The 20,308-nt window shown below is 45.8% G+C and carries 17 protein-coding genes and 1 tRNA gene; 4 read left to right on the top strand and 14 right to left on the bottom strand.

Annotated features, from left to right (window positions below; all coding sequences use genetic code 11):
- The first annotated feature begins 2 nt into the window (after positions 1–2).
- Positions 3–1,151 (top strand): cation-translocating P-type ATPase, encoded by a 1,149-nt coding sequence (locus ACGCCZ_RS15160; protein WP_411656447.1) that lies wholly within the window; start codon positions 3–5, stop codon positions 1,149–1,151.
- A 66-nt stretch (positions 1,152–1,217) separates the two neighbouring features.
- Here the strand turns inward: ACGCCZ_RS15160 and ACGCCZ_RS15155 are convergent, their stop codons facing one another.
- Complete coding sequence (locus ACGCCZ_RS15155) at positions 1,218–2,216, bottom strand: SDR family oxidoreductase (RefSeq protein WP_054324553.1); 999 nt, start codon at positions 2,214–2,216, stop codon at positions 1,218–1,220.
- A 172-nt stretch (positions 2,217–2,388) separates the two neighbouring features.
- Between ACGCCZ_RS15155 and ACGCCZ_RS15150 the strand changes: the two genes are divergently transcribed.
- The 3 genes from ACGCCZ_RS15150 (at position 2,389) to ACGCCZ_RS15140 (ending at position 4,756) form a co-directional block, all read left to right on the top strand.
- Positions 2,389–2,883 carry a hypothetical protein gene (locus tag ACGCCZ_RS15150; RefSeq protein WP_054324593.1) on the top strand — a complete coding sequence of 165 codons (495 nt, stop codon included), beginning with the start codon at positions 2,389–2,391 and terminating at the stop codon, positions 2,881–2,883.
- 40 nt (positions 2,884–2,923) lie between these two features.
- Positions 2,924–4,609 carry a cadherin-like beta sandwich domain-containing protein gene (locus ACGCCZ_RS15145; protein WP_054324552.1) on the top strand — a complete coding sequence of 562 codons (1,686 nt, stop codon included), beginning with the start codon at positions 2,924–2,926 and terminating at the stop codon, positions 4,607–4,609.
- 70 nt (positions 4,610–4,679) lie between these two features.
- A tRNA-Met gene (locus ACGCCZ_RS15140) sits at positions 4,680–4,756 on the top strand.
- Between the two features lie 370 nt (positions 4,757–5,126).
- Here the strand turns inward: ACGCCZ_RS15140 and ACGCCZ_RS15135 are convergent.
- From ACGCCZ_RS15135 to ACGCCZ_RS15075, 13 genes are all read right to left on the bottom strand, one after another.
- Positions 5,127–5,339: a helix-turn-helix domain-containing protein gene (locus ACGCCZ_RS15135; protein ID WP_411656446.1), complete on the bottom strand. Its 213-nt coding sequence runs from the start codon at positions 5,337–5,339 to the stop codon at positions 5,127–5,129.
- A gap of 573 nt (positions 5,340–5,912) precedes the next feature.
- Positions 5,913–7,502, bottom strand: a complete 1,590-nt coding sequence (locus ACGCCZ_RS15130; RefSeq protein ID WP_085533283.1) for an aldolase catalytic domain-containing protein — start codon at positions 7,500–7,502, stop codon at positions 5,913–5,915.
- On the bottom strand, positions 7,499–8,242 hold the full coding sequence (locus ACGCCZ_RS15125; RefSeq protein ID WP_411656445.1) for a 3-deoxy-manno-octulosonate cytidylyltransferase: 744 nt from the start codon (positions 8,240–8,242) through the stop codon (positions 7,499–7,501). Before ACGCCZ_RS15125 ends, ACGCCZ_RS15130 begins: the two co-directional genes overlap by 4 nt.
- On the bottom strand, positions 8,242–9,993 hold the full coding sequence (locus ACGCCZ_RS15120) for a glycosyltransferase family 2 protein (protein WP_085533279.1): 1,752 nt from the start codon (positions 9,991–9,993) through the stop codon (positions 8,242–8,244). The genes ACGCCZ_RS15125 and ACGCCZ_RS15120 overlap by 1 nt, the downstream gene beginning before the upstream one ends.
- A complete protein-coding gene (locus ACGCCZ_RS15115; protein WP_411656444.1) occupies positions 9,932–11,080 on the bottom strand; it encodes a polysialyltransferase family glycosyltransferase in 1,149 nt (382 codons plus the stop codon). Before ACGCCZ_RS15115 ends, ACGCCZ_RS15120 begins: the two co-directional genes overlap by 62 nt.
- Positions 11,070–12,053 (bottom strand): hypothetical protein, encoded by a 984-nt coding sequence (locus ACGCCZ_RS15110; RefSeq protein WP_411656443.1) that lies wholly within the window; start codon positions 12,051–12,053, stop codon positions 11,070–11,072. The genes ACGCCZ_RS15115 and ACGCCZ_RS15110 overlap by 11 nt, the downstream gene beginning before the upstream one ends.
- Positions 12,034–14,043, bottom strand: coding sequence for a hypothetical protein (locus ACGCCZ_RS15105; RefSeq protein ID WP_411656442.1), 2,010 nt, complete (start codon positions 14,041–14,043; stop codon positions 12,034–12,036). The genes ACGCCZ_RS15110 and ACGCCZ_RS15105 overlap by 20 nt, the downstream gene beginning before the upstream one ends.
- 3 nt (positions 14,044–14,046) lie before the next feature.
- Positions 14,047–14,835 carry an ABC transporter ATP-binding protein gene (locus tag ACGCCZ_RS15100; protein ID WP_411656441.1) on the bottom strand — a complete coding sequence of 263 codons (789 nt, stop codon included), beginning with the start codon at positions 14,833–14,835 and terminating at the stop codon, positions 14,047–14,049.
- Positions 14,836–14,851: 16 nt separating this feature from the next.
- Positions 14,852–15,625 (bottom strand): ABC transporter permease, encoded by a 774-nt coding sequence (locus tag ACGCCZ_RS15095; RefSeq protein WP_054324540.1) that lies wholly within the window; start codon positions 15,623–15,625, stop codon positions 14,852–14,854.
- Positions 15,618–17,003, bottom strand: a complete 1,386-nt coding sequence (locus ACGCCZ_RS15090; protein ID WP_411656440.1) for a hypothetical protein — start codon at positions 17,001–17,003, stop codon at positions 15,618–15,620. Before ACGCCZ_RS15090 ends, ACGCCZ_RS15095 begins: the two co-directional genes overlap by 8 nt.
- 9 nt (positions 17,004–17,012) lie before the next feature.
- Positions 17,013–17,822: a glycosyltransferase gene (locus ACGCCZ_RS15085; RefSeq protein WP_054324538.1), complete on the bottom strand. Its 810-nt coding sequence runs from the start codon at positions 17,820–17,822 to the stop codon at positions 17,013–17,015.
- On the bottom strand, positions 17,809–18,831 hold the full coding sequence (locus tag ACGCCZ_RS15080; protein ID WP_411656439.1) for a glycosyltransferase: 1,023 nt from the start codon (positions 18,829–18,831) through the stop codon (positions 17,809–17,811). Before ACGCCZ_RS15080 ends, ACGCCZ_RS15085 begins: the two co-directional genes overlap by 14 nt.
- Positions 18,786–19,034, bottom strand: coding sequence for a hypothetical protein (locus ACGCCZ_RS15075; RefSeq protein WP_411656438.1), 249 nt, complete (start codon positions 19,032–19,034; stop codon positions 18,786–18,788). The genes ACGCCZ_RS15080 and ACGCCZ_RS15075 overlap by 46 nt, the downstream gene beginning before the upstream one ends.
- Between the last annotated feature and the right edge of the window lie 1,274 nt (positions 19,035–20,308).

Here is a 20,308-nt window from a genome sequence, read left to right as displayed (position 1 = left end):
GCATGATCGATCCGCCACGGCCTGAAGCAAAGGAGGCAGTGGCCCTTTGCCGCCGTGCTGGAATTCGTCCAATTATGATTACAGGAGATCATGCGGCTACTGCCGCAGCGATTGCAAAAGATTTAGGGATTTTAACACCTGGAACGTCGGTGATGACTGGGGAGGAACTGAATCGGACCAACCAGCAGGAATTAACGCGAGACATCTATCAATACACCGTATTTGCGCGTGTTTCCCCGGAGCACAAGGTGCGCATTGTACAGGCGTTTCAGGCGCGCGGCGAGGTAGTGGCCATGACTGGGGATGGGGTAAATGATGCTCCAGCTTTAAAGACAGCAGATATCGGATGTGCGATGGGGCAATCGGGGACCGATGTGGCCAAGGCCGCGGCAGATATGATTTTAGCGGATGACAATTTTGCCACCATCGTCTCCGCTGTGCGAGAAGGGCGCGGCATCTTTGAAAATATCAAAAAAACCGTTCATTTTCTGCTCTCTTGCAATATAGGCGAGATATTGACGGTGTTTGTCAGCTTCTTATTGCGCCTGCCCACACCTCTTCTAGCAATCCAGCTGTTGTGGGTCAATCTGGTCACGGACTCTCTTCCGGCCTTGGCGTTGGGCGTCGAACCGATTGACCGCGATATTATGGAGCGCAAGCCAGTAAAGCCGACTCAGAGCATCTTTTCAGGAGGCTTGGGGTACAACATCCTTGTGGAGGGATGTCTGATTGGTTCCATGGCCCTTTTGGCCTATAGTATCGGACGAATCTTTTTTGATGTGGACCCAACGGCGCCGGTGATCGGACGTACCATGGCGTTTGCCGTTCTAAGCTTTTCGCAGGTAGTCCATACCTTTAATATGCGCTCTTCGCAGTCAGTTTTCCGGGCGGGGATTTTCCGCAATAAGAAACTCGTCTTGGCGGCTATTGCCTGTGTAGCTTTACAATTAAGTGTCATCGTTATTCCACCGTTGGCCCAAGTTTTTAAGACCGTTGCATTGTCTGCCCAACAGTGGCTGGTTGTTGCAGTCTTGGCATTGGTGCCTTTAGCAGTAGTAGAATTGGAAAAAGCAGTGGGGCGTGCAGCGGAAAGGAGAAAACAGCGGCACGCAGATTCCCCGAAAACTTCCACGAAGTCCCTCCGCCTTTAAAATATGGATTGTTAGATAAGTAAAAAGGGCGTCTCAGATGAACTGCTGAGGCGCCCTAGATTTTTATCAAAAATGGAAGATACAGGAGGAATAAGCTTTTATTACCCTGTCACACCAAGCGTCGAACTCTGGGTCTGGTTTCTGGCATTCCGGATGAGCTCGTACATAGTCCACGGTTCTGCGAACTCCTTGGTCAAAACGCACGGTAGCACAGAAGTCTGGAACAAGCCGTTTTATTTTGGTATTATCAAATTGTACGGAGTTTGCTTTGTCACCCAAGAGTGTTCCTAGAAGCTCGGGACGGAGTGCGGACAAGAGGTCCGAGGAAATATGTTGCAAAATAGGTTCTACACCGAGTGCCCGTCCAATCGCAGAAAATGCAGCATTCCAGGTGAGAGATTCATCGCTTGTGATGTGAACCGCTTCTCCGATGGCATGTGGGTTTCCCATCAAGCCCCAAAAACCTTTGGCAAAGTCTGTGTTATGTGTAAAGGTCCATAGGGAAAGGCCGTCCCCGTGAACGATGACCGGTTTCCCCTCCAGCATACGGGCGAGAATCTGCCAGCTTCCATTGGCTCCATGGATGGAGACAGGAACGCTACGGTCCCCATAGGTATGACTTGGCCGCACAATCGTCACCGGAAAGCCCTCTGAACGGTAGGCTGCCATGAGAAGGGTTTCACACGCAATTTTATCGCGCGAATATTGCCAATAGGGATTGTATAGAGGCGTACTTTCCGTGATAATGGGGTGGACCAGAGGCTTTTGATAGGCGGAAGCAGAACTGATGAAGATGTATTGTTCGGTTTTTCCTTGAAACAAGCGGATGTCGCGTTCCACCTGCTCCGGCCGAAATGCGACAAAATCTGCTACAACATCAAAGGAGCGGTCCTTTAAAATAGAAAAAGCGGTGTCTTCATCATTGATGTCGCAGGCAATTTGCTCAGCGCCTTCTGGCCCTTTTCCACTGCGCGTGAGCAGGGTTAGTTCTACTCCGTTTTGAATCGCTAACTCGGAAACAGCGCTGCTGATTGTTCCAGTCCCGCCGATAAAAAGTGCTTTCATATTGCATGCTCCTTTTCTTTGTATTATAATAAGATTATCGATTTTTGTGTATATTTTGGGCTTCTGCGTCCATGGTAACATAAATAGTTTTTTGAATCCACCGCTTTTCTAAGTCGGTGATGATTTTGTGAAGGAAGGAATGTTCGTGCTCAGAGATTTATCAGGCCTCCAGATGTTCCTCTGGAATGTAATTATCATTGCCGCATGGCATGTGGCGGTATTTTTAGCTTGCGTAAAGATTCATACGTCCTTCTTTGATGCCGCAAAGCCGCGCTATCTGCCCAAGCATTGGGAAAAAGGCGGACGTTGGTATCGCGATAAATTGAAAATTCAACTGTGGAAGGACAAATTACCACAGCACATTGGGAAGGGAGGCTTTTCTAAAGCGCACCTTACCGATGTCTCAATTGAATACCTGGACGAATTTATTATGGAGACTTGTCGCGGGGAATGGATGCATTTTACAAATTGCCTGTGCGCCATAGTTATGTTGGTTGTCAATTCCCTGGGAATTGGTCTTGTGTTTGCCTTCTTGATTTTACTTGGGAATCTGCCCTTTGCGGTGATTCAGCGGTACAATCGATTCCGTTTGCAGGTATTGAAAAAGCGGCGTATTCGTGAATTGCGCGCTGGGAATCCAGTGGCAACGGAAGCTGTTACCGCCTGAACAAAAAAGAATAAAGGACATTTGGAAGAGGAGGTTCGCAATGCTGAAAAAGGTATGGGGCCTCCTCTTATGTTTGAGTATTTTTTGGAGTTTGGGTGCAACAACTTTTGCCAATTGTACAACGGAATCTGAGCCAAGTTTTACTTTTTCTGTGGATGCGGCCTCTTATGGCGGTGGAGATCTGGTCAGACTAACCATTCATGCAGAGACAATGCTGGAGGATCTGGCGGGTTTCTGTGTTTCCATCGCTTATGACGATACACGTCTCTCCTTTTTGCGTGTAGAGCCATCCGATCAGATTAAAAACAAAACTTTGCAGACAGATGGAACGAATAATCCTGTGCGCAGTACCTATGTCTGCAATGTAGATTTGGGACATGCGCCCGCTTTGTCCGGGACCATTTTAACATATGTATTTGAAGTAAATGACGGCGCATCGGCCGGAAGTACGGAATTGGATGTTACTGTGGATCAGATTTGCAATTGGCAGGGAGAACAGTTGAATATTGCCTGTTCAGAGTCTGTAGCCATAGAAGTCCTTCCACCAAAATCGGATCAAGCTTTTCTAAAAAGCTTGATCCCTTCTTCTGGAAAACTTTCGCCAACCTTTTCACCCGATACATTTTATTATACATTGGATGTCCCGTACAGAGTGTCGAGCGTCACATTTGAAACGTTGGCCGGTGAAAATGGGACGGTCAGTGTCAACCGAAAAACCCTTCAGAAGGCGGGTTCCACAACCTCTATCACCATTACGGTCACGGCGGAAGATCGAAAACAAAAGGCGCAATATGTCGTGGAGGTCAATCGTGCAGAGGAGCCGGAGGACCCGGAATGGGAAGCCTATCTAACAGAACTGATTCCGTCGGTTGGGGAATTGCAACCTGCTTTTTCGCCAGATATTACAGAGTACATTGTGAATGTGGATGCGGAAGTCCAATATTTGACGTTTCAAGCGGATGCAGGGGAAGAAGGGGCGGTAAGTATCAGCCGGGAGAAGTTAAACCGCGCTGGGACGTCGACTGAAATAAAAATCACAGTCGTTTCTGTAGACAAGAAAAACCGTCAAGTCTACACGGTGACGGTCAATCGTGCGGAAGAGATCGATTTTTCTGAAGAAGTCTTTTTCCTTACCGCATTGCAGCCGTCTGTAGGAAATTTGGAACCACCCTTTTCTCCAGATATTTTGGATTATACGTTACAAGTAGATGCAGAGGTATCGTCTGTGACGTTTCAGGCGAATGCTACGGAAGGCGCAACAATCTCTGTCAATCGGAAAACGCTATATAAAGCGGGAAGTACGACGGAAATCGTCGTAACAGTGCGTTCTTCCGATCGCAAGGAAACAAAGCGATACATTGTTTCTGTTTTGCGAGGGGAGGAACAGAGGACTACCACTACAAAAGTAGGGACTGATGTAACGGATCAATCCCATTCTTCCAAGAATAAAAGTGCATCCAGCAGCTTGAAAAATGCGATGCTCCATTCCGATGGGGCAGAGGAGGCGTACATACCAAAGAAGGTGGGAGAGGAAGAGGCCTCTTCGGGATTCATAGAACCGACCGCTGTTTCAGAGGCAATGGTAGAAGAACATCGAAATTCGATATACAGGGAAAACAGCCAGTTTTTAACCTTTTTGGCGGGAATGGGTGCTGCTGTGCTCTGCATTCTTTTGGGAATGGGACTAGTTTTACTGTTTGAAAAAGGAAAAACAAAAAAATCGTAAAAAAGACTTGCATTTTATAAACGAGTATAGTATAATAAATTCTGCACTCATCAAGAAGGTGCAGAAATATCGCGGAGTGGAGCAGTCCGGTAGCTCGTCGGGCTCATAACCCGAAGGTCGTAGGTTCAAATCCTGCCTCCGCAACCAAGCTAAAAGCTACATTTCAAGGTTTTGAAATGTAGCTTTTTTTTGTTTATAGTCACTTTTTTGAACCAGACTCACACAAAGATGGGCATATATCGAAATTTTTTATAGATAAGGAAAAGACATGAAAGTAAACGATCAAGAATTAAAAAAGATGATATTCCACTCGTTTTTGATAAGCATCGGGATTTGTTGGAAAGTATAGAAGGCTTACGATCAGATAAAGCAAATAGATCATATCAAAACGACAGAAGAATAGGATTGTGGTAGGGATGAACGGAAATGCTATCGACTGGAACTCCCGGAAGAGAAAACCCGTAGAATCCTACATAGAGAACGCCGCGGGTTTAGCCAATATGCGCTGGAATTGTGTTCATAAGTCTTCCCTATATTTTTGAATATCAATATCGAAGAAAAAGACAAGGCGGAGAAAAATCTCAGAACCAGGAGACAGCTTACCTTTTTCAATTTTTTGATATTCTCGTAGGGAAATCGGGATAGCATCCGCAACTTGTTGTTGTGTCAGTTTGAGAGAATCCGTGCGAAGATGATAGATGTCGTGTCCAAAGTGCATTTTAAATGACATAAATATTCCTCCTTGAAAGAAAGAATATTGGAATATGCACGATGATTCTACGAATGATAATTCATATTGTGTATTATGTCGAAATAATTTACCTATTTTTGTCGCATTAGAGCATAAGGAAAAACATATTTTAATGATTGGCTCTGGTTGTTTCCTCGAAATTCTTCCCGAATAGTTGGAACACTTGTCTTTCGATACCATTTCGGGGTTATAAGAGCTTTAGACATTCTTGCTTGATTGTTGTACCCTTGAAGCAGATGCGTGTCTGCGTCTTGAAAAATCGGTTTCCATTCATGTTTACTTGGAGCGGTTTTGCAGGTGTTTTTTGTTCTGAATTGGACTGGGATATGCGGATATAGCCTATTATTTACGCCCTATGGCCCAATTCGCACCATATCCTGGCTAAAGAGAATGCAATCGGTTTTCTGTGTTGTTCTCAAAGAGTCAAAGGGATTGTATATCGCTTGCTTGTTTTTGAACATTTTTATAATGCATCTTGCAAAAACAAAAAGGATGGCCTGTTTCCATGCGGAACGGGCCATCCTTTGACGATTCCAATTTGCGGTATTTGAGTCATTCATATACGGAGGGAGTTAAGAATTGTATTTTCATATTTTGGGACAATTCTGCCAGCTGGCCTCGGATTCGAAGTTGTTTCTCCAGAATTTCTTCCTCATTGACTTTAAAATTCAATTCTTTGCTGTAATAGTTGCCATTGTACCGATGATGGAAACCGTCAAAACCGGCTAGATATACTTCGGTTGCGCCACAGTGCTCCAATAGTTTTAAGAGCATCAGCCCGGCATTATCCGAGATCATTTCATCGTCGTTGGTGTAGCGGTCATAGTCTACATAAAGGCATTCTTTCCATGGACCCTCTGGAATGTTGGAAGTCAGGATCGTTTGAATCTTTGTAAAATGTTGGATTTCCTGCCCGATAATATCCATACGCTTATGATTGCTGACAAAACAAGCGTCCATATGATAGCGGGGATCGACAAAGTTAACGGAGATCACATACGGATGTTCCTTTTCAATAAACTCCATGATCGTATCATACTTTGAAAGCAGACTTTTCCCCGGCGCAAGAAGAAGCGGCTTTTTCCCCTGAATCCAGGTTTTGATGGTCTCGACAGCTGCACGATCATCGATCTTCCGACTTTGAAACTGTATATAAAGCTGCTCGATCAGAGAACGATCATATAGAACTTTGTATGCATCCGGAATGGACTGAATTATTTTTTCAATATCTTTCATGGTTAAAGTTTGTTTATTGATGAGATATGCAGCGTAATTCGGATGACAGACATTGTTAGCGGCAATGTGATAAGGCATTGTGTAGCCCCATTCGTATTTTTTTCGAATAGCGGCAATGTACTCATCATAAATATCCATGACCATGGTCACATCATACCGCGAGGCGATATTTTTGTTGATATACTGTGTGATAAGTTCTGTCGGGAGGTTGCCAGCTCCACGCCCCATCCCATAAACAGAGGAATCTAGTATCAACGTACGTTTTGTTTGAATTTTTCCCAATACTTGTGCGTTTGAGAAAGCTAACTGCATGTTGTTGTGTCCATGGAACCCCAAGTGAATTTGCGGGTCCATGTTTTCGTCAATCAGATAGAAGCGGTGCGAGACCTCATTCCGATACATGCTTCCCAGTGTATCTACAATATAGAAGGCATATGGCTTCAATTGATTCATTTTTTCTACCAACTGAAGAAGTTCTATATCGCTATAAAATACGGTACCCACAGGCTGCATAAAAACGCGGTATCCTTTCTCCATGATAATATGGGCCCATTCAATTGCCAGATCAATCTCATTTTTGTGAAAGGTCAGCCGGATACCTTCGATACTTTTGCCATCATAGGGTGTCAATTTAGAAGGATGCAATTCCTTTTCTCCGATGGCAATCATGGCAACGTACATGGAAGAACGTTCCCGCTTCGGTAGGACCTCTTCAATGTCTGCTGTACTGTTAAACAGCGAGCACTCTTTTTCTTGTACCATGCCAGTTAAAAAGCCACACTCAATGATGTCGATTTTAGCACATTCTAGCTTGTCCAGGATCGAAGTAATGGTCTTACGACCAAAACGCCAATCGTTGATATAGCCGCCATCCCGCAGCGTACAATCCAATATTTGAAGACTCACAGCTGGATTTCCCCCTGTTCCAATTTTTGTTGAATAATCCCTCGAACATAGTCTAGATCTTTTGGTGTATCGACCGAAAGCATGTGTGCTTCAACTGGTATCATTTTTAGCTTTTTTCCGTGTTCAATAAAACGAAGTTCGTTGATATCTTCGATTTTTTCAATTGCACCCTTGGGCGTTTCTGCAAAAAAACGTAGAGCTTCCATCGAATAGGCGAGAACCCCAAGGTGTTTATAAAAGTCGAAGTGAATACTGGACTTTGGATGCGGAATCGGGCTGCGCGACATAAAAAGTGCATAGCCATCACAATCGGTTACCACTTTGATATTGGAATCATCAACCGCTTCCACTGGAGAATGAATTTTTGTCATTAGATTGGCTGCAAAGAACCCCGCTATTTCGCTTGGGAGGATTTGCTCAATTAGGAGAGGGTCGATTAAGGGCTCATCTCCGTTGATACAGAGATAAAGATCCGCGGGAATGGTCTGTGCAGCCTCGTAGATACGTTCGGTGCTCGTCCGGTTATCAGGAGATGTCATAACATAGGCCATCTTGTGTTGTGCACAGACCTGTGCAATCGCTTCATGGTCTGTTGCCACATAGACCGCATCGATCTTTTCGGATTTACATACCTGTGTATATACCCACCAGATCATCGGTTTCCCGCAGAGATCTGCCAAAGGTTTTCCTTTCAATCGGCTTGAGTCATACCGCGCGGGAATGATTGCGACTGTTCGCATTATGCTTTACCTCGCTTTCCAAACCATTCTCCAAGTGCACGAACCGGCTTGGTGATTCGCCAACTGGTGGAGTTTTCATAAGTGGCCACGACCTCCTCGATTTGCCTGTGCAGTTCCCGCTCATACCATTCTGGAGGACGCGTTTTACTGGGGGCTGGCGCAGGTTTTGAAGGAGCAGGGCGTTTTCGGTTAAGTTCTTGTTTATAAAGATTCCAGTTCTCCAACAGTCGGTTTGACCACATTTTCAGGACGGCATCGCTGACAATTTCGTATCCGTCTGGAACCGGATAACCGCCCAGTTTGCAGCAGTTTTCGCCGTCCTTCATGTCGAAGGCCAGAACACTGGGCAGGTGTATCTGAATCTCTTTTTTCAAAAGCTGTTTCCTCCCATTGACCCTCAAATTGAAATGGAGGACCAGAAAATCCCGCAGGCGGTCTTTTAGTGGGAGGAATGCCTTGTTGAAAATGGTATCCATCTCATAGGTGCTGAGCAAAGCTTGTATGACATAATGCCCTTTGACCGCTCCAAAGCAACCGGTTGTCAGCTCTTCTTCGTTTTCAAAACCAAAAAAAATTGTATGAAGCCGCAGCTTCTTGAACTGCAAATTTGTGTGCATCTCCGGAGTAAGAACAATTCCTCCTTCTTCACAGAGGATTTTCAGGGCACAGTATTCCTCTACATAGGCGAGGTATCCTTCGTCCCAAGCTTGGTGAACATTTTCGGGAAGTTCTTCCTGTGCGAAATAACGCTCATCCGCGTCGATCAGGCGCGTTTTGGGGAAATTCGTCTGGAGTTCTTCCAGAAATTCAGTGGGGAGCGGGCGCCCAAAATGAACACAGATGATTTGATCCGGAAGGATTTCCTCTTTGAGAAAATCTAGGATTCTCCGAATTTTTTCATCATGAGCGATGTAGGAATTGAGCAAGAAGTCCTTTTGATACTCTTTTAGAAGATCGATAAAGTCCGCTTGAAAAAGTATCCTGGACTGTGTCATATTCCAATATAATTGTTTTGCGACACAATAGATCACCTCATCACGGTAATCTTGGTCACTGGTGTCGATAAAGTTACGAAAAGCCTGGATGATGTCGACCATGTTTCCCACCAGAGAGGTCGAGATGGTGTTTGCACGCCGGTAGTAATGATAGAAAGGTTTGGGAATATAACCGATACGGGGATATCTTGTAATCAGAGAAGGAATGAGCGAGATGTCCTCAAAGAGCATTTTCTCATATTGGTTCTCTTCCCAGATAGTCCTTCGAAACAGCTTATTGACGCTGTATGTGATATTATTGCCGTTGGCAATGTAGTCGGACAGATCGATCTGTTCATGGGGATAAGTTGAAACCGTACTGGTTCGATTTTCATCCACGTAAAGGATTTTGACATCACACATCACGATATCAAAATCCTGTTCGACGGCTTTTTGATACATCTCCTCATACATTTCCGGTTCAACGGTGTCATCTGAATCAAGAAAGGCGATGTATTCCCCTTTAGCAGCCCGGACACCGGTATTGCGCGCCAATCCAAGCCCCTCATTCTCCTTATGGATCACATGGATAAGATCGGGATATTCCAGTGCATAGCGGTCGCAAATCTGTGGGGAAGCGTCTTCACTGCCGTCGTCTACCAGGATAATCTCCTTTTCTTGCAGGGTTTGCGCCAAAACAGAATCGACAGCCCGCTCAAGATAGTTTTCGACTTGATAAACAGGGATAATGATGGAAACTTTGATTGGTTGATTCATGGCGGCCTCCTAAATACTTGAGTATATCCTGTAGCTCGTAGATCGTTTGTGGCACATAATAATTTTTTCCGGCAAACTGCCGCCGGAACTTACGCAGATACTGCTTTAGAACGGCATCTTCCTTCCAAAGGACTTTTCCTTCAAAAAGGCGGTACAACATCAACGTGTTGATGTCCATTCCAAATACAATGCGGCTTGTCAGCGCTGCATTGGAGCAGACGGTGATGATGGTGCGGCGATCAGGGCTTTCATTCAGAAGGAAGAGTTCCCACGGCGCTCCTGTGGGATATTTGCGGGTTAATCCAAGCTGAAAGGGAAGATTTTCCGGATTCCTTGGATGGGGCTTTACAAGGAATCGGCCGGGCCCAACCGTTTGTTGGCATAATTGCATCAGTGCAAGATCGTTGGTTTTAATGCCTTCGGCCCGAAAGGACTGTTCCAAAAAGATGAAGTCCATACATTCCTCCGGCTTTTTATAGTCGAAAATATAATTCAGCAGGAGTTTCAACTCCTGATCGCGCCGGTCGATTTTAGGCAAGGCCTGATTGGTGAGGGAATCCCCACGCAGGGCAAGGTGTGGCTCATAGAGTAAAACTCGATGGACCTTGTTTCGAATTTTCCCACCCTCCGGGTGGCGGTTGATGGCAGCCCGGTTTTCCCGAAGATAGTCGATCACGTAGGAGGAGAAGCCATCCTCATAGCAGATGAATTCGCAGGGAGAGGCTTCGTATAGGCAGGCCAACATGCGGATAAAGGGATCAAAATTGGAAAAGTAAATTTCCGAATAACTGGCGAGTTCCTCATTTAGATTCCAACGCAACGTCCGATCGATATTTTGAAAACCTTCATTGAGTACATCTGCTGGAGCAGCCGCATATTTTTTGTTGAGCTCCTTGGTAGTCCCGGAGATCACTCGTTCAAACAGTCCTGTTTCTTGCAGCCGGGGAATCGTTTCATTCAGAACGGAAGTGACGTCCGTGACCAGAAGGTCGACCAATCTGTCTGCAAGAAGGCTTCTTCGCATGTGTACTGCAGTAAAAAGTTGGTATACCGAATTGACAACAATCAAAACCAGATTATTCTGCATAGGATTTCCTCTCGATCTTCTGAATCAAAAAGTGTTTACCAAGATTCTCACAGCTGGTGGAATCAAACGTATAGATGGAGGTGGGCTTTCGCCAAAAAACATAGGGGAGAAGTTCTGCTGGAAAGATTTCTTTGATCAATTCTGCGTCAGGGAAGATCTTCCGGTAGTTTAAATAATCGTCCGGATGCTTTTTAATAATGAGGCGTACATTCTGAAGGGCGCTGACCCGAAGGAGCTTGTACGAGCGAATCTGCTCTTCTTCGCTCATCATATTGAGATTGGCAAAATGTTGGGTTAATAAAATGGCTTCAGCTTTTGTCCAAAGGCGATGCTTTAAGAAAAAATGAATCAGGTTTTTTCGCTCCCGTTCCGGAAGATTTTGTAAGGCTTCCTCCACGGAAAAATCCAGGTATCGTTCGTCGGAGACGTCGATGGTCTGTGCTTTCTTCAAACAGATTACCCGGTAAATGTAGGGATTTTCTCCATTGAACAGTCGATATTTACGGGCAATCTTTGCATGTGTAGGAAAGCTGGCCGCCAAAGTTTCATATAGTTCCTGCGATTTGCTCAACATCCCGGCAGCATCTTCAAAAAAATAGAAAGGAATCCGGTTTTGAATGAGATACAAGGAAAAGTAAAAATGCGCTCCTGCAACATAAACCTCGGAAAAGTCGGCGATGGGGTAGGGGACGATCTGTTCGTAGCATTGTTTTACATCCTCGAGAATCTGCTTTTCCGTGCGATGCAGGATGTGCAAATAGGGAAAGAGATACACTTCATCGAAAAGATGCTGTGTAACTAATCGTTTGTACTGTGGATATTTTTGCAGGATAAAATCCGGCAGAATCAATACAGCCCACTCTTTTTTGTGATAGGTCAAGCGGTGGAGAATCACTTCCAGAAGCTGATAAGAACTGATAGCGTGATACAAAACAAGCGGTTTATCGGACCCGTTATGCAATATGTGTTTCATCCAGTAACCCCTCCAGACCTTCTCGAAACGATTTATTCTTTCGGCTACAGACACTCACCATGGGCGCATAGGCGTCCCTTCCAGGAATGGGAATGTCACAACCAAAGCGGTCTTCCACAGCTAAAAACTGTTTTACAAAATCCAGAATTCCCCGGTGGATCTCGTGAATTCGTTCTGGATTTGGAACATTTTCTTTGAACCGGCATTGGCAGTTTCCCGATTGATCCCAATAGAACCCTTTAAGGCTACCTTCTGGAGCGCCCAACAGGAGTTCCCAGTAAAGATTGTGGCCTTGTGCGGGATCATGATACTTCCAAAGGTCGCGGTTCACGCCTTGGGAATAAAGATAGCTGACCAGTTTGCCTGCGAACAAGAACGGTTCGCTCGCATCTATCTCTGGACTGTAACAGGAATTTGTCCCGGCGAGAATCCCGGTGATCGGACAATCTAGAAGCCAAAGGCGATTGACTGCATGGTCGAGCAGGATGGCGCCACTGCCCGCCCAGCCAATATCCACGGCCACAGCACGGTGACACCCTTTTAAAAGTTGGAAATAATACACTTTGCCAGCTTCCACCTGCTCTTGATAGAGATGTTGGATGTCCCCCCAGTGGTTCATCAAATATTTTTGAATGGTTCCCACATTTTTATACGTCAATTCCGTATCCGGCTCCACCTTCACTGTTTGACAGAGCGTATCAAGCAGACGATCCAGTTCCATGCTTTTTATAATCTGCTGGATGGTGTACTTTTGATCGACTTTGTGGGTAAGAAACCTTCGGAAGTATTCGGAGCGGTAATCGCCGGCGCATAACTTGATCGCTGCCAGCCGAGACCAATGCGCATATGTGGTTCGAGTAGTCTCTTTTGGATACATCTGCCGGTATGCTTGGAGAAGGACAAATCCATCTCTGGATAAAAATAAGATTTTCTCTATACTGTGCGCTTGGACATATTGATGGATAAACTGGCAATAACCGGTTACGAATAGGCCGCCATAAATAAAACCATATTCGTATTCGCGTGAGTAAGTCCGGAGCCCATTGTGTATATGGGTGTTAATAATTCCACGATACACGCTGCCAACAATGGCGGAGAGATCCATCGGACGGTAAAGGTTTCCCATATGGTGGACGTTGGCGTAAAGGATGGCCTGCATGTGATGGCGCATAGCCTGTTGATAGTCGGCCTCGGGGTGATCTCCGACGTGCACATATGTCTTTGTCTGGCCGAAGGAACGGCGGAGTACCTCATAAAGGCGGCCATCTCCCTTGGATGTTCCAAATTCGCAGGAGACAAAGCAACCGACCAATGAACGATAACCACAGCGGCTCAAAAGCGTTTGGATGAAGGCAGCAGGTAGATACATATCCGAGGTAGCTATTACCACCTTGCCACGCCTTAGCAGCGCATGGACCACTTGTAACATATATGGATTGGCGAAGCAGCACCGTTGTTCCCATTCCTCCTCCACCTGTATCCCATATTTTTGGGGGATGCCAGTTTCCCGCTCCATAATCTCCCAAATATCGGACAGAGATACCTCGAACGTATTGGCGTTATTCTTTTTTTCTTTCCGAGCCTGTTTTTCGGCGTCAATACGAATTTGACGGAAGTCTGGATAGGACAACGCCATACCCATCAAATAAAAGAGATCCGTTGGGTGGGAAAATGGCCGGAAAAGGAGGGTGTCAAACACATCGAAGGAGATAACATCAAAGGAAGCTAGCCTTGCGGCGAATGCCTCGGGGGCCTCCCGCTGTGAGAGGGACGACTCACTTCCGCTGCTGTATAGACGTTTTTCTTCATACATGGGACTCCGCTCTGGATATGCCAAGCTTCTGCGAAAGAATACATAATACTGGAGGTTGAGTCCCAACAAGAGTAGGAGCGATTTCCAACGTGCTGCCTTTGTTTCCCGGCTTTTGCGATACCGGTCACGGATTCCTGGAACGCGATTTACAAAGAGTGCATAGAGCCGGTCCTTCAACACTCACATCTCCTTCAGTTTTTCATACGCGCGGCAAACCTCTTTGGGAGTGCCAGAAGCGCGAAGATGGCCTTTTTCAATCCAAATAGCCCGGGTACAATTGTTTTCGATGACGGAGGTGGAGTGAGACACCAGCAGAACGGTGGAACCGCCATGGATCATTTCTCGAATGCGGGCTTCGCTTTTTTGCCGGAAGAACATGTCTCCTACGCTTAATACTTCATCCAAAATGAGGATTTCGGGGGTGTCCCGGATCGTGGCGATCGCAAAGCCAAGCCTCGAAACCATTCCAGAGGAATAATTTCGTACCTTTTCCTCCATAAAGCCCTCCAACTCCGCGAAACGCACAATGGCGGAGTAGTTTTGATCGATGAATTTTTGAGGGTATCCAATGATTGCTCCATTTAGGTAGACATTTTCCCTTCCGGTCAGTTCCGGGTCAAAACCGGTTCCCAGTGTCAAAAGTTGAACCTTTTTTCGATCGACCTGTACTCTGCCCCAGGTCGGAATCAGGGCGCCGGAGATGATCTTGAGAAGGGTACTTTTCCCAGAGCCATTTGTGCCAATGATACCAACTACCTCGCCGGGCTGAATGGTAAAGCTGATGTCGTCCAATGCCAGAAAGATTTCGTAGCGGTGTTGCCTGCGCAGCGTTCGTACAAGCAGTTCTTTGAGACTGGTTGCTTCATCCTTTGCTCGTTTAAATTGCATGGTCACATGGCTGACCACAATGGCAGGAGACGGTTCATTGGGTGTTTGGTGCGGGGTGGCTGTTTTCGTTTGCCATGGCATATTTCAGACGCCTCCGTCAGATTTTTTGCATGATTCGGTTTCGGCTTTTTTTAAAAATCAGATAGCCGATCAAGTAGATACCCACACTCCAAAAAAGCATCTGTATCCATTCGATGCGAGTCGGCAGTTCGCCTACCATCACCGCTTTTCGCATACAGTGGATGTAGGTGTAAATAGGATTGTTCCAAATGATGACGCGAATCATACCCTGAAGCTGCTCGACCGGATAAAAGATGGCAGAACAGTACATCCATATTGTCAGCGAAACGGTGTACAGGTGCTTTATATCGCCAAAGAATACATAAGCAGTAGCCAGTATATAGGAAATCCCGAGTGAAAAGAGAAAGAGAAAGAAAACAATCAAAGGGGACAGAAACATAGTCCACTTCGCAGGAACCTGGAATACAAAAAGCATGATGATATAGGCGATGACAGAATAGCCCAGATTGATTAGGGCGGTGTAAACTCTTGTGAGGATAAACAGGTCCATGGGGAATTTTACTTTAAGCAATAGCATCTTGTTGTCTACAAGGGCGGTCATAGCGGCGGTGGTTGCCCCTGTGAAGGTTTGCCATAGGAGATAACCTGTCAGGTAGTAGATGGGATAATTGTCTATGGAACGCCGGAATAGCTGTGAAAAAATCAGAGAGAGAACCACCATCGAGAGGAGAGGGTTCAGGACGCTCCACAGAATTCCAAGATACGACCGGGCATATTTTCGTTTGATTTCCCTGGCTGTCAGTTGCTGGACGACAAATGCATATTGCTTGCTCTGCTTTGTATCAACCATATCGGCTGTCCCTCCTTTTTCCCCTCATATACATAAGGCGTTTTCGACTGTACCGCATCCATTGATACAGAGTATACTGCCACAGATGATACCGGATATGCTTTCCGCAGCGAACCACACTTCCCTCATACCATGCGCTTTCGCGGGGAGGGAGCTTCCCGCGTCCGGATATGGCAACGAGTTTGTGAAGCGGGTGACTTTGTGTCAATTCTTTCTCGGTTAGTGGGAAGGCGATAGGTTGCTCCTCGCCTTCCAATACGTCATCGGAGAAGGGAAGGGACCCAAAGCATGCAACCTCTGCTGGAGAAGGGGCCGCCATGAACCGTTGGAGGAGCCGTTGTATAATGGTTCGGTCATTGTATAGGTCTTCGGATGAAAGCTCCAGTATTTGTGTATGTTCCGCCAACCGCTCGATATAGGGGAATATCTCCGCTTCTATACGTTCGACAAATGCATTCCGGCGTGCATCTGAGAATCCGTAATGGGGGACATATTGGTCCCCAAGTTTTCGGTATCCGGTTGTCATACCGTGTGGAGCGGTAAAAATGGCCTCAAATAAGCAATTATTGAAAAAAACTTTCGCTTTGAGAGGCGATGTGGGGGAAAAATCATAGCAATGGTACAATGTGCGATTTGCATGGACAGGTAACTCATAAAGTCCCCAGTAGTATCCACTCAACGGCCGAATTCGTCCCATGTGGGAAAGAACTTCGTTTAGGACCATCTGCATAGAACCTGTCCACCCACTGTCAACAATGGCGTCGGTTCTGTCCTCCAAAAGCCCTTCCTGGGACAAATACCCCTTTAACGCTGGCATCGCTTCCGCTGAATGGCGGTTCATGGCCGCGAGAAATGTGCTACATTGACGCAGACTTTCATGAATTTGCGCCAACCTGGTATGAGAGAGACGTACTGTTGGCCCATAGGGTAGGGAGAGTCTCTGGAAAACAGCCTCCTTTTCATCGGCTGTAAGCCCTGCGCGTGTGAGAATTCGTTCCAGGCTGATTTGTAAGCTACCCCGGCAGAGGTATGCAAGGGCGGCCTCTGTATCCAAATGAAAAATTGGAATCCGAAGAGAATAACGAGAGCAGCTCAAATAGCGGCATTCGATGGGAAGCCGTTGCTTTTCACAGAAAAGAAGCGCGGCACGATACATCAAATATCCGTCCCGCGCCAAGAAGTAGAGCCGCTGTTTTTGTGCTTTACAGGCTTCCTTGAGAAGCCACTGAGTAAACCCGCCCAATGCTGGAGCCAACACATACCGGCAAACGATGGAGATGGCATCCTCTCCTATGAGAGGCAGTTCCTGAAGGGCGTGCACAATTTGGGGACTATTTTGACATTCGCGCTGATACAGCGCGAGCCGATCATCCTGCATGGACTTCGCTTACCTCCCTTTTTTGCCGTTGATGCGCTTTTGCTGTTCCCAACGTTTGATGGAATATTGGAGGGAAACAGGAAGCGCCCCGACCAGTAGCGGTTTCAGGACATAGAAAAATGTCGAGGTATGGAGAATACCCAATGCTTGAAAGCCATGGTAACGTAGGTTCATCTCGCGGATGCGCCGCCGATACGTTCGCTTTCGATAGGAGTCCCGATCCTCCCAATATTCTAGAAGCGGTTCCGAAAGATTATATCCTCGCTCCCCGTTTTGATGCAGACGCATAAACAGCTCGTAATCCTCACATTGAAAAAATACCCTTGCTGGGTTGTATCCTCCATTGCGGATGAGTACCTCTTTGCGAAACAGGACGGATGGATGGATATATGGGGAATTGTGGAGAAAATCGCGGGCCTGTGGAACGATTGGAACTCTCAGAATCCCCCATTTTCCTTGTGAATCCACAAGTTCTGCATAGCTTCCCACCCATTGATACTCTGGATGTTCCTCTAAGAACCGATATTGCTTGTAAAGCCGGTCGGGCGTGGAAAAATCGTCGTCGTCCATTCGGGCGATATAGTCTCCCTTGGCAGTCCGTATACAGGTGTTCAATGCATCAGCGAGCCCATGGTTTTGCGGGGCCCGAATGAGCAGTATCCGGGAATCCAGGTCTGCTGCGGATCGGATCGCAGTGGCATAGGGCTCCGAAGATCCGTCGTCATACAGGAGCAATTCCCAGGCAGAAAAGCTTTGTACAATCATAGATTGAATCGAACGAAAAAATCGTTCTTTGACACGTGGATTAAATACCCCCATGATGATGCTGATTTTTATAGGACGGCTTATACATACGTTGTTCAATCCTACGATTCACCTCGGCGTAGATTTCTTGCATGATGGCGTTGGTATAAGCTTTTGCGAAGGGTTTTGCGGATTCACAGCAACGGTCCCTTATCATTGCGCGTTCTTCTGGGCCTAACCGCAGAAAAAATTCAATGCCTTCGATAAATGCAGCTGCTTCGTTGCGCTCGCAAACAAAACCATTCTGGCCGTGCACCATGTACTCGCGTGTTCCGCGGTTATCAGCAGCAAGGACGGGGACTCCCATGGCCAGTGATTCCAGTCCTGCCATTCCAAGTCCCTCTCGCTTTGAAGAAAGAACAGAGGCATCGGCACAACCGAGAATTTCCGAAACCTGTGTACGATACCCAAAGAGTATAACTTGCTTCTCAAGGCCCCATTCTTGTATCCATTGTTGAATGCGTCCGTGGAGAAAGCCATCTCCACAAATTCCATAGCGGATGTGTGACAAGTCCTTATGCTGGCGCTTCATTTCTGCCAGAGCTTCCAAAACGACACGGTGGTTCTTGTTTTCATTGAGTTCGCCCACGGAGAGAAGAAAAAAATCGTGATTTCCAATTCCAAGTTGATCCCGGAGGACGTTTCGCCGTTGATCGGGGAGCGGGTGAAAAACATTCTGATCTAACCCAACGCCTGGAATTTGATAGAGACGGCCTCCCGGTTTAAGGTGAAATTTTTGAGCGGCTTTAAAGTCCTCCCCATTGATGACGATCAGTACATCCGTGTCGTTCGCCAATTTTTTTTCCACTTGATAGTAGACCAAGCGGTTAAATAAAGGAGCACCCCGGTAAAAATGAAAGCCGTGTGCAGTGTAGAGGATCAGGGGAGAAAGATTCCTACAGAGTCTTCCGGCGAGCCGGCCCAACAATCCACCGACGGGTGTGTGGCAGTGGATGGCCTGGATAGAATACCGATCAATCAGCTGTAGAAGTTGCTGGAGCGCTTTACAGTTGTCCCGAAGCAAAAGGGAGATCTTGCAATTTCGATGTGGTGAATTTGTACCCCCATCCTTTGGATGTCTTTCTTATAGGAGACATATGTGGGCTCTTTGATATTCGTCGCATAGTGAACCACGAACCCCATTTGCTGTAACAGATTGACATCCTCCCGTTCGAATTTCCAGAGGAAATCGTGGGTGGTTGCCAGGATCAAAATGTGTTTCTCCATGCGAAATGATCCTCCAATCCAGCCGAGGAATGATGCGACAGATACAACATGTCCCAAATCGTTTAGAAACAGTTTCGTCATTTATAGATGATTTTATTCCAGTTGATGAGGGAGGCTGGAAACAAGGAAAGGAATCTACGAATGGATAATTGAAGTGTGTTAAATACATGCCATACATGTAAAAGTGTTGTGTTTGTGCTTAAATTTATATGTAATTCTATATAATTCCCAATATTGTGGAAACGATTAAATATCAAAGTAAGTTTTAAATTGTATATCCAAAGGATGCAATAAGTTAGAGCTTAAATTGAAATGCAAGGTTAAGTTCTAATCCAACAACAGAATTTTGTCATCCTTCATATGCAAAAGGTAAAAAATGTTATGAAATATGTTTCATAATACTAGATGCGGATAATTGATTTTGGGCAATAGCATATATGTTTCGTTACATATATTCGACTAGTGGCGTCTTTATCAAACTGCTTGAAGAGAGCCACGGGAGGCAGAAAGGGTGTACAATGTGTGGAGCAAAAGGATATATTATAGAGAAGAAAATATTGAATTTCCCTAGTAGTGCCCCCATTCCTGTTGATATAAGAGTTGTCTGTATCAGTAAAAGTGAACGTTTAGAAAACGTAGACCAATACCTATCAGATTGATATACTAACCGATTGAATTCCTGACGAATTAAAAGCAGAATCCCAAAGATGTCTGTCACCTGGAGAGTTCCAGATGGGACGGCATTGAAAGACGATTATATGCTCGTAGCGAATATGAGCCTTCAACGTGATATTCTAAATCATGGATAGTTTTTTATGGAAAAAGGTTGGAGCAATACAGTCAATCAGGGTTTGAAATAGGATTGAGTCTTTCTACAGAATGCAGCGATTTGGAAAAATTATGGTTTTCCTAGACAAGTTTATGAATTGTGGTGACGTGACCGAAACCTTTAGATGAGAAAATGTCGGATGGAAGACACAAGCGTATGGGTCCGCTAGTGAGACGCCAGGAGAATCGGGTAAAACCTGGATTGCATCCGATTGGCATGAACATGTGGAGTAGAACAATACGAACAAGTGGACCATTGGAAAATAGACTGGAAAAATTATTCTGGTGATGCTTGGTGGAATCCAGATCGATCGATACCGTTAAAGTTACGAACAAAAGCTAGAAGCAAATAGAGAGAATAAAACACCACCTTAGAAAATCTGAGGTGGTATTTTTGCGTTTAAGCACTAGAAAGGCTGAACGGATACAATGTACAAAAGTAAAAG

The organism is Anaeromassilibacillus sp. SJQ-1, assembly GCF_046693725.1.
Classification (GTDB): Bacteria; Bacillota; Clostridia; order Oscillospirales; family Acutalibacteraceae; genus Anaeromassilibacillus.
Note: the sequence above shows the minus strand (reverse complement) of the source record. Positions and strands in the feature narration are given on the sequence as shown.

Bases quoted from the DNA above. Each gene is read 5' to 3' on its own strand.
- ACGCCZ_RS15085 (WP_054324538.1), bottom strand. From the start codon at position 17,822: ATGGGGGTATTTAATCCACGTGTCAAAGAACGATTTTTTCGTTCGATT.
- ACGCCZ_RS15090 (WP_411656440.1), bottom strand. From the start codon at position 17,003: ATGCAGGATGATCGGCTCGCGCTGTATCAGCGCGAATGTCAAAATAGT.
- ACGCCZ_RS15100 (WP_411656441.1), bottom strand. From the start codon at position 14,835: ATGCCATGGCAAACGAAAACAGCCACCCCGCACCAAACACCCAATGAA.
- ACGCCZ_RS15075 (WP_411656438.1), bottom strand. From the start codon at position 19,034: ATGGAGAAACACATTTTGATCCTGGCAACCACCCACGATTTCCTCTGG.
- ACGCCZ_RS15160 (WP_411656447.1), top strand. From the start codon at position 3: ATGATCGATCCGCCACGGCCTGAAGCAAAGGAGGCAGTGGCCCTTTGC.
- ACGCCZ_RS15095 (WP_054324540.1), bottom strand. From the start codon at position 15,625: ATGGTTGATACAAAGCAGAGCAAGCAATATGCATTTGTCGTCCAGCAA.
- ACGCCZ_RS15135 (WP_411656446.1), bottom strand. From the start codon at position 5,339: ATGTCATTTAAAATGCACTTTGGACACGACATCTATCATCTTCGCACG.
- ACGCCZ_RS15145 (WP_054324552.1), top strand. From the start codon at position 2,924: ATGCTGAAAAAGGTATGGGGCCTCCTCTTATGTTTGAGTATTTTTTGG.
- ACGCCZ_RS15155 (WP_054324553.1), bottom strand. From the start codon at position 2,216: ATGAAAGCACTTTTTATCGGCGGGACTGGAACAATCAGCAGCGCTGTT.
- ACGCCZ_RS15150 (WP_054324593.1), top strand. From the start codon at position 2,389: ATGTTCCTCTGGAATGTAATTATCATTGCCGCATGGCATGTGGCGGTA.
- ACGCCZ_RS15125 (WP_411656445.1), bottom strand. From the start codon at position 8,242: ATGCGAACAGTCGCAATCATTCCCGCGCGGTATGACTCAAGCCGATTG.
- ACGCCZ_RS15120 (WP_085533279.1), bottom strand. From the start codon at position 9,993: ATGAATCAACCAATCAAAGTTTCCATCATTATCCCTGTTTATCAAGTC.
- ACGCCZ_RS15110 (WP_411656443.1), bottom strand. From the start codon at position 12,053: ATGAAACACATATTGCATAACGGGTCCGATAAACCGCTTGTTTTGTAT.
- ACGCCZ_RS15115 (WP_411656444.1), bottom strand. From the start codon at position 11,080: ATGCAGAATAATCTGGTTTTGATTGTTGTCAATTCGGTATACCAACTT.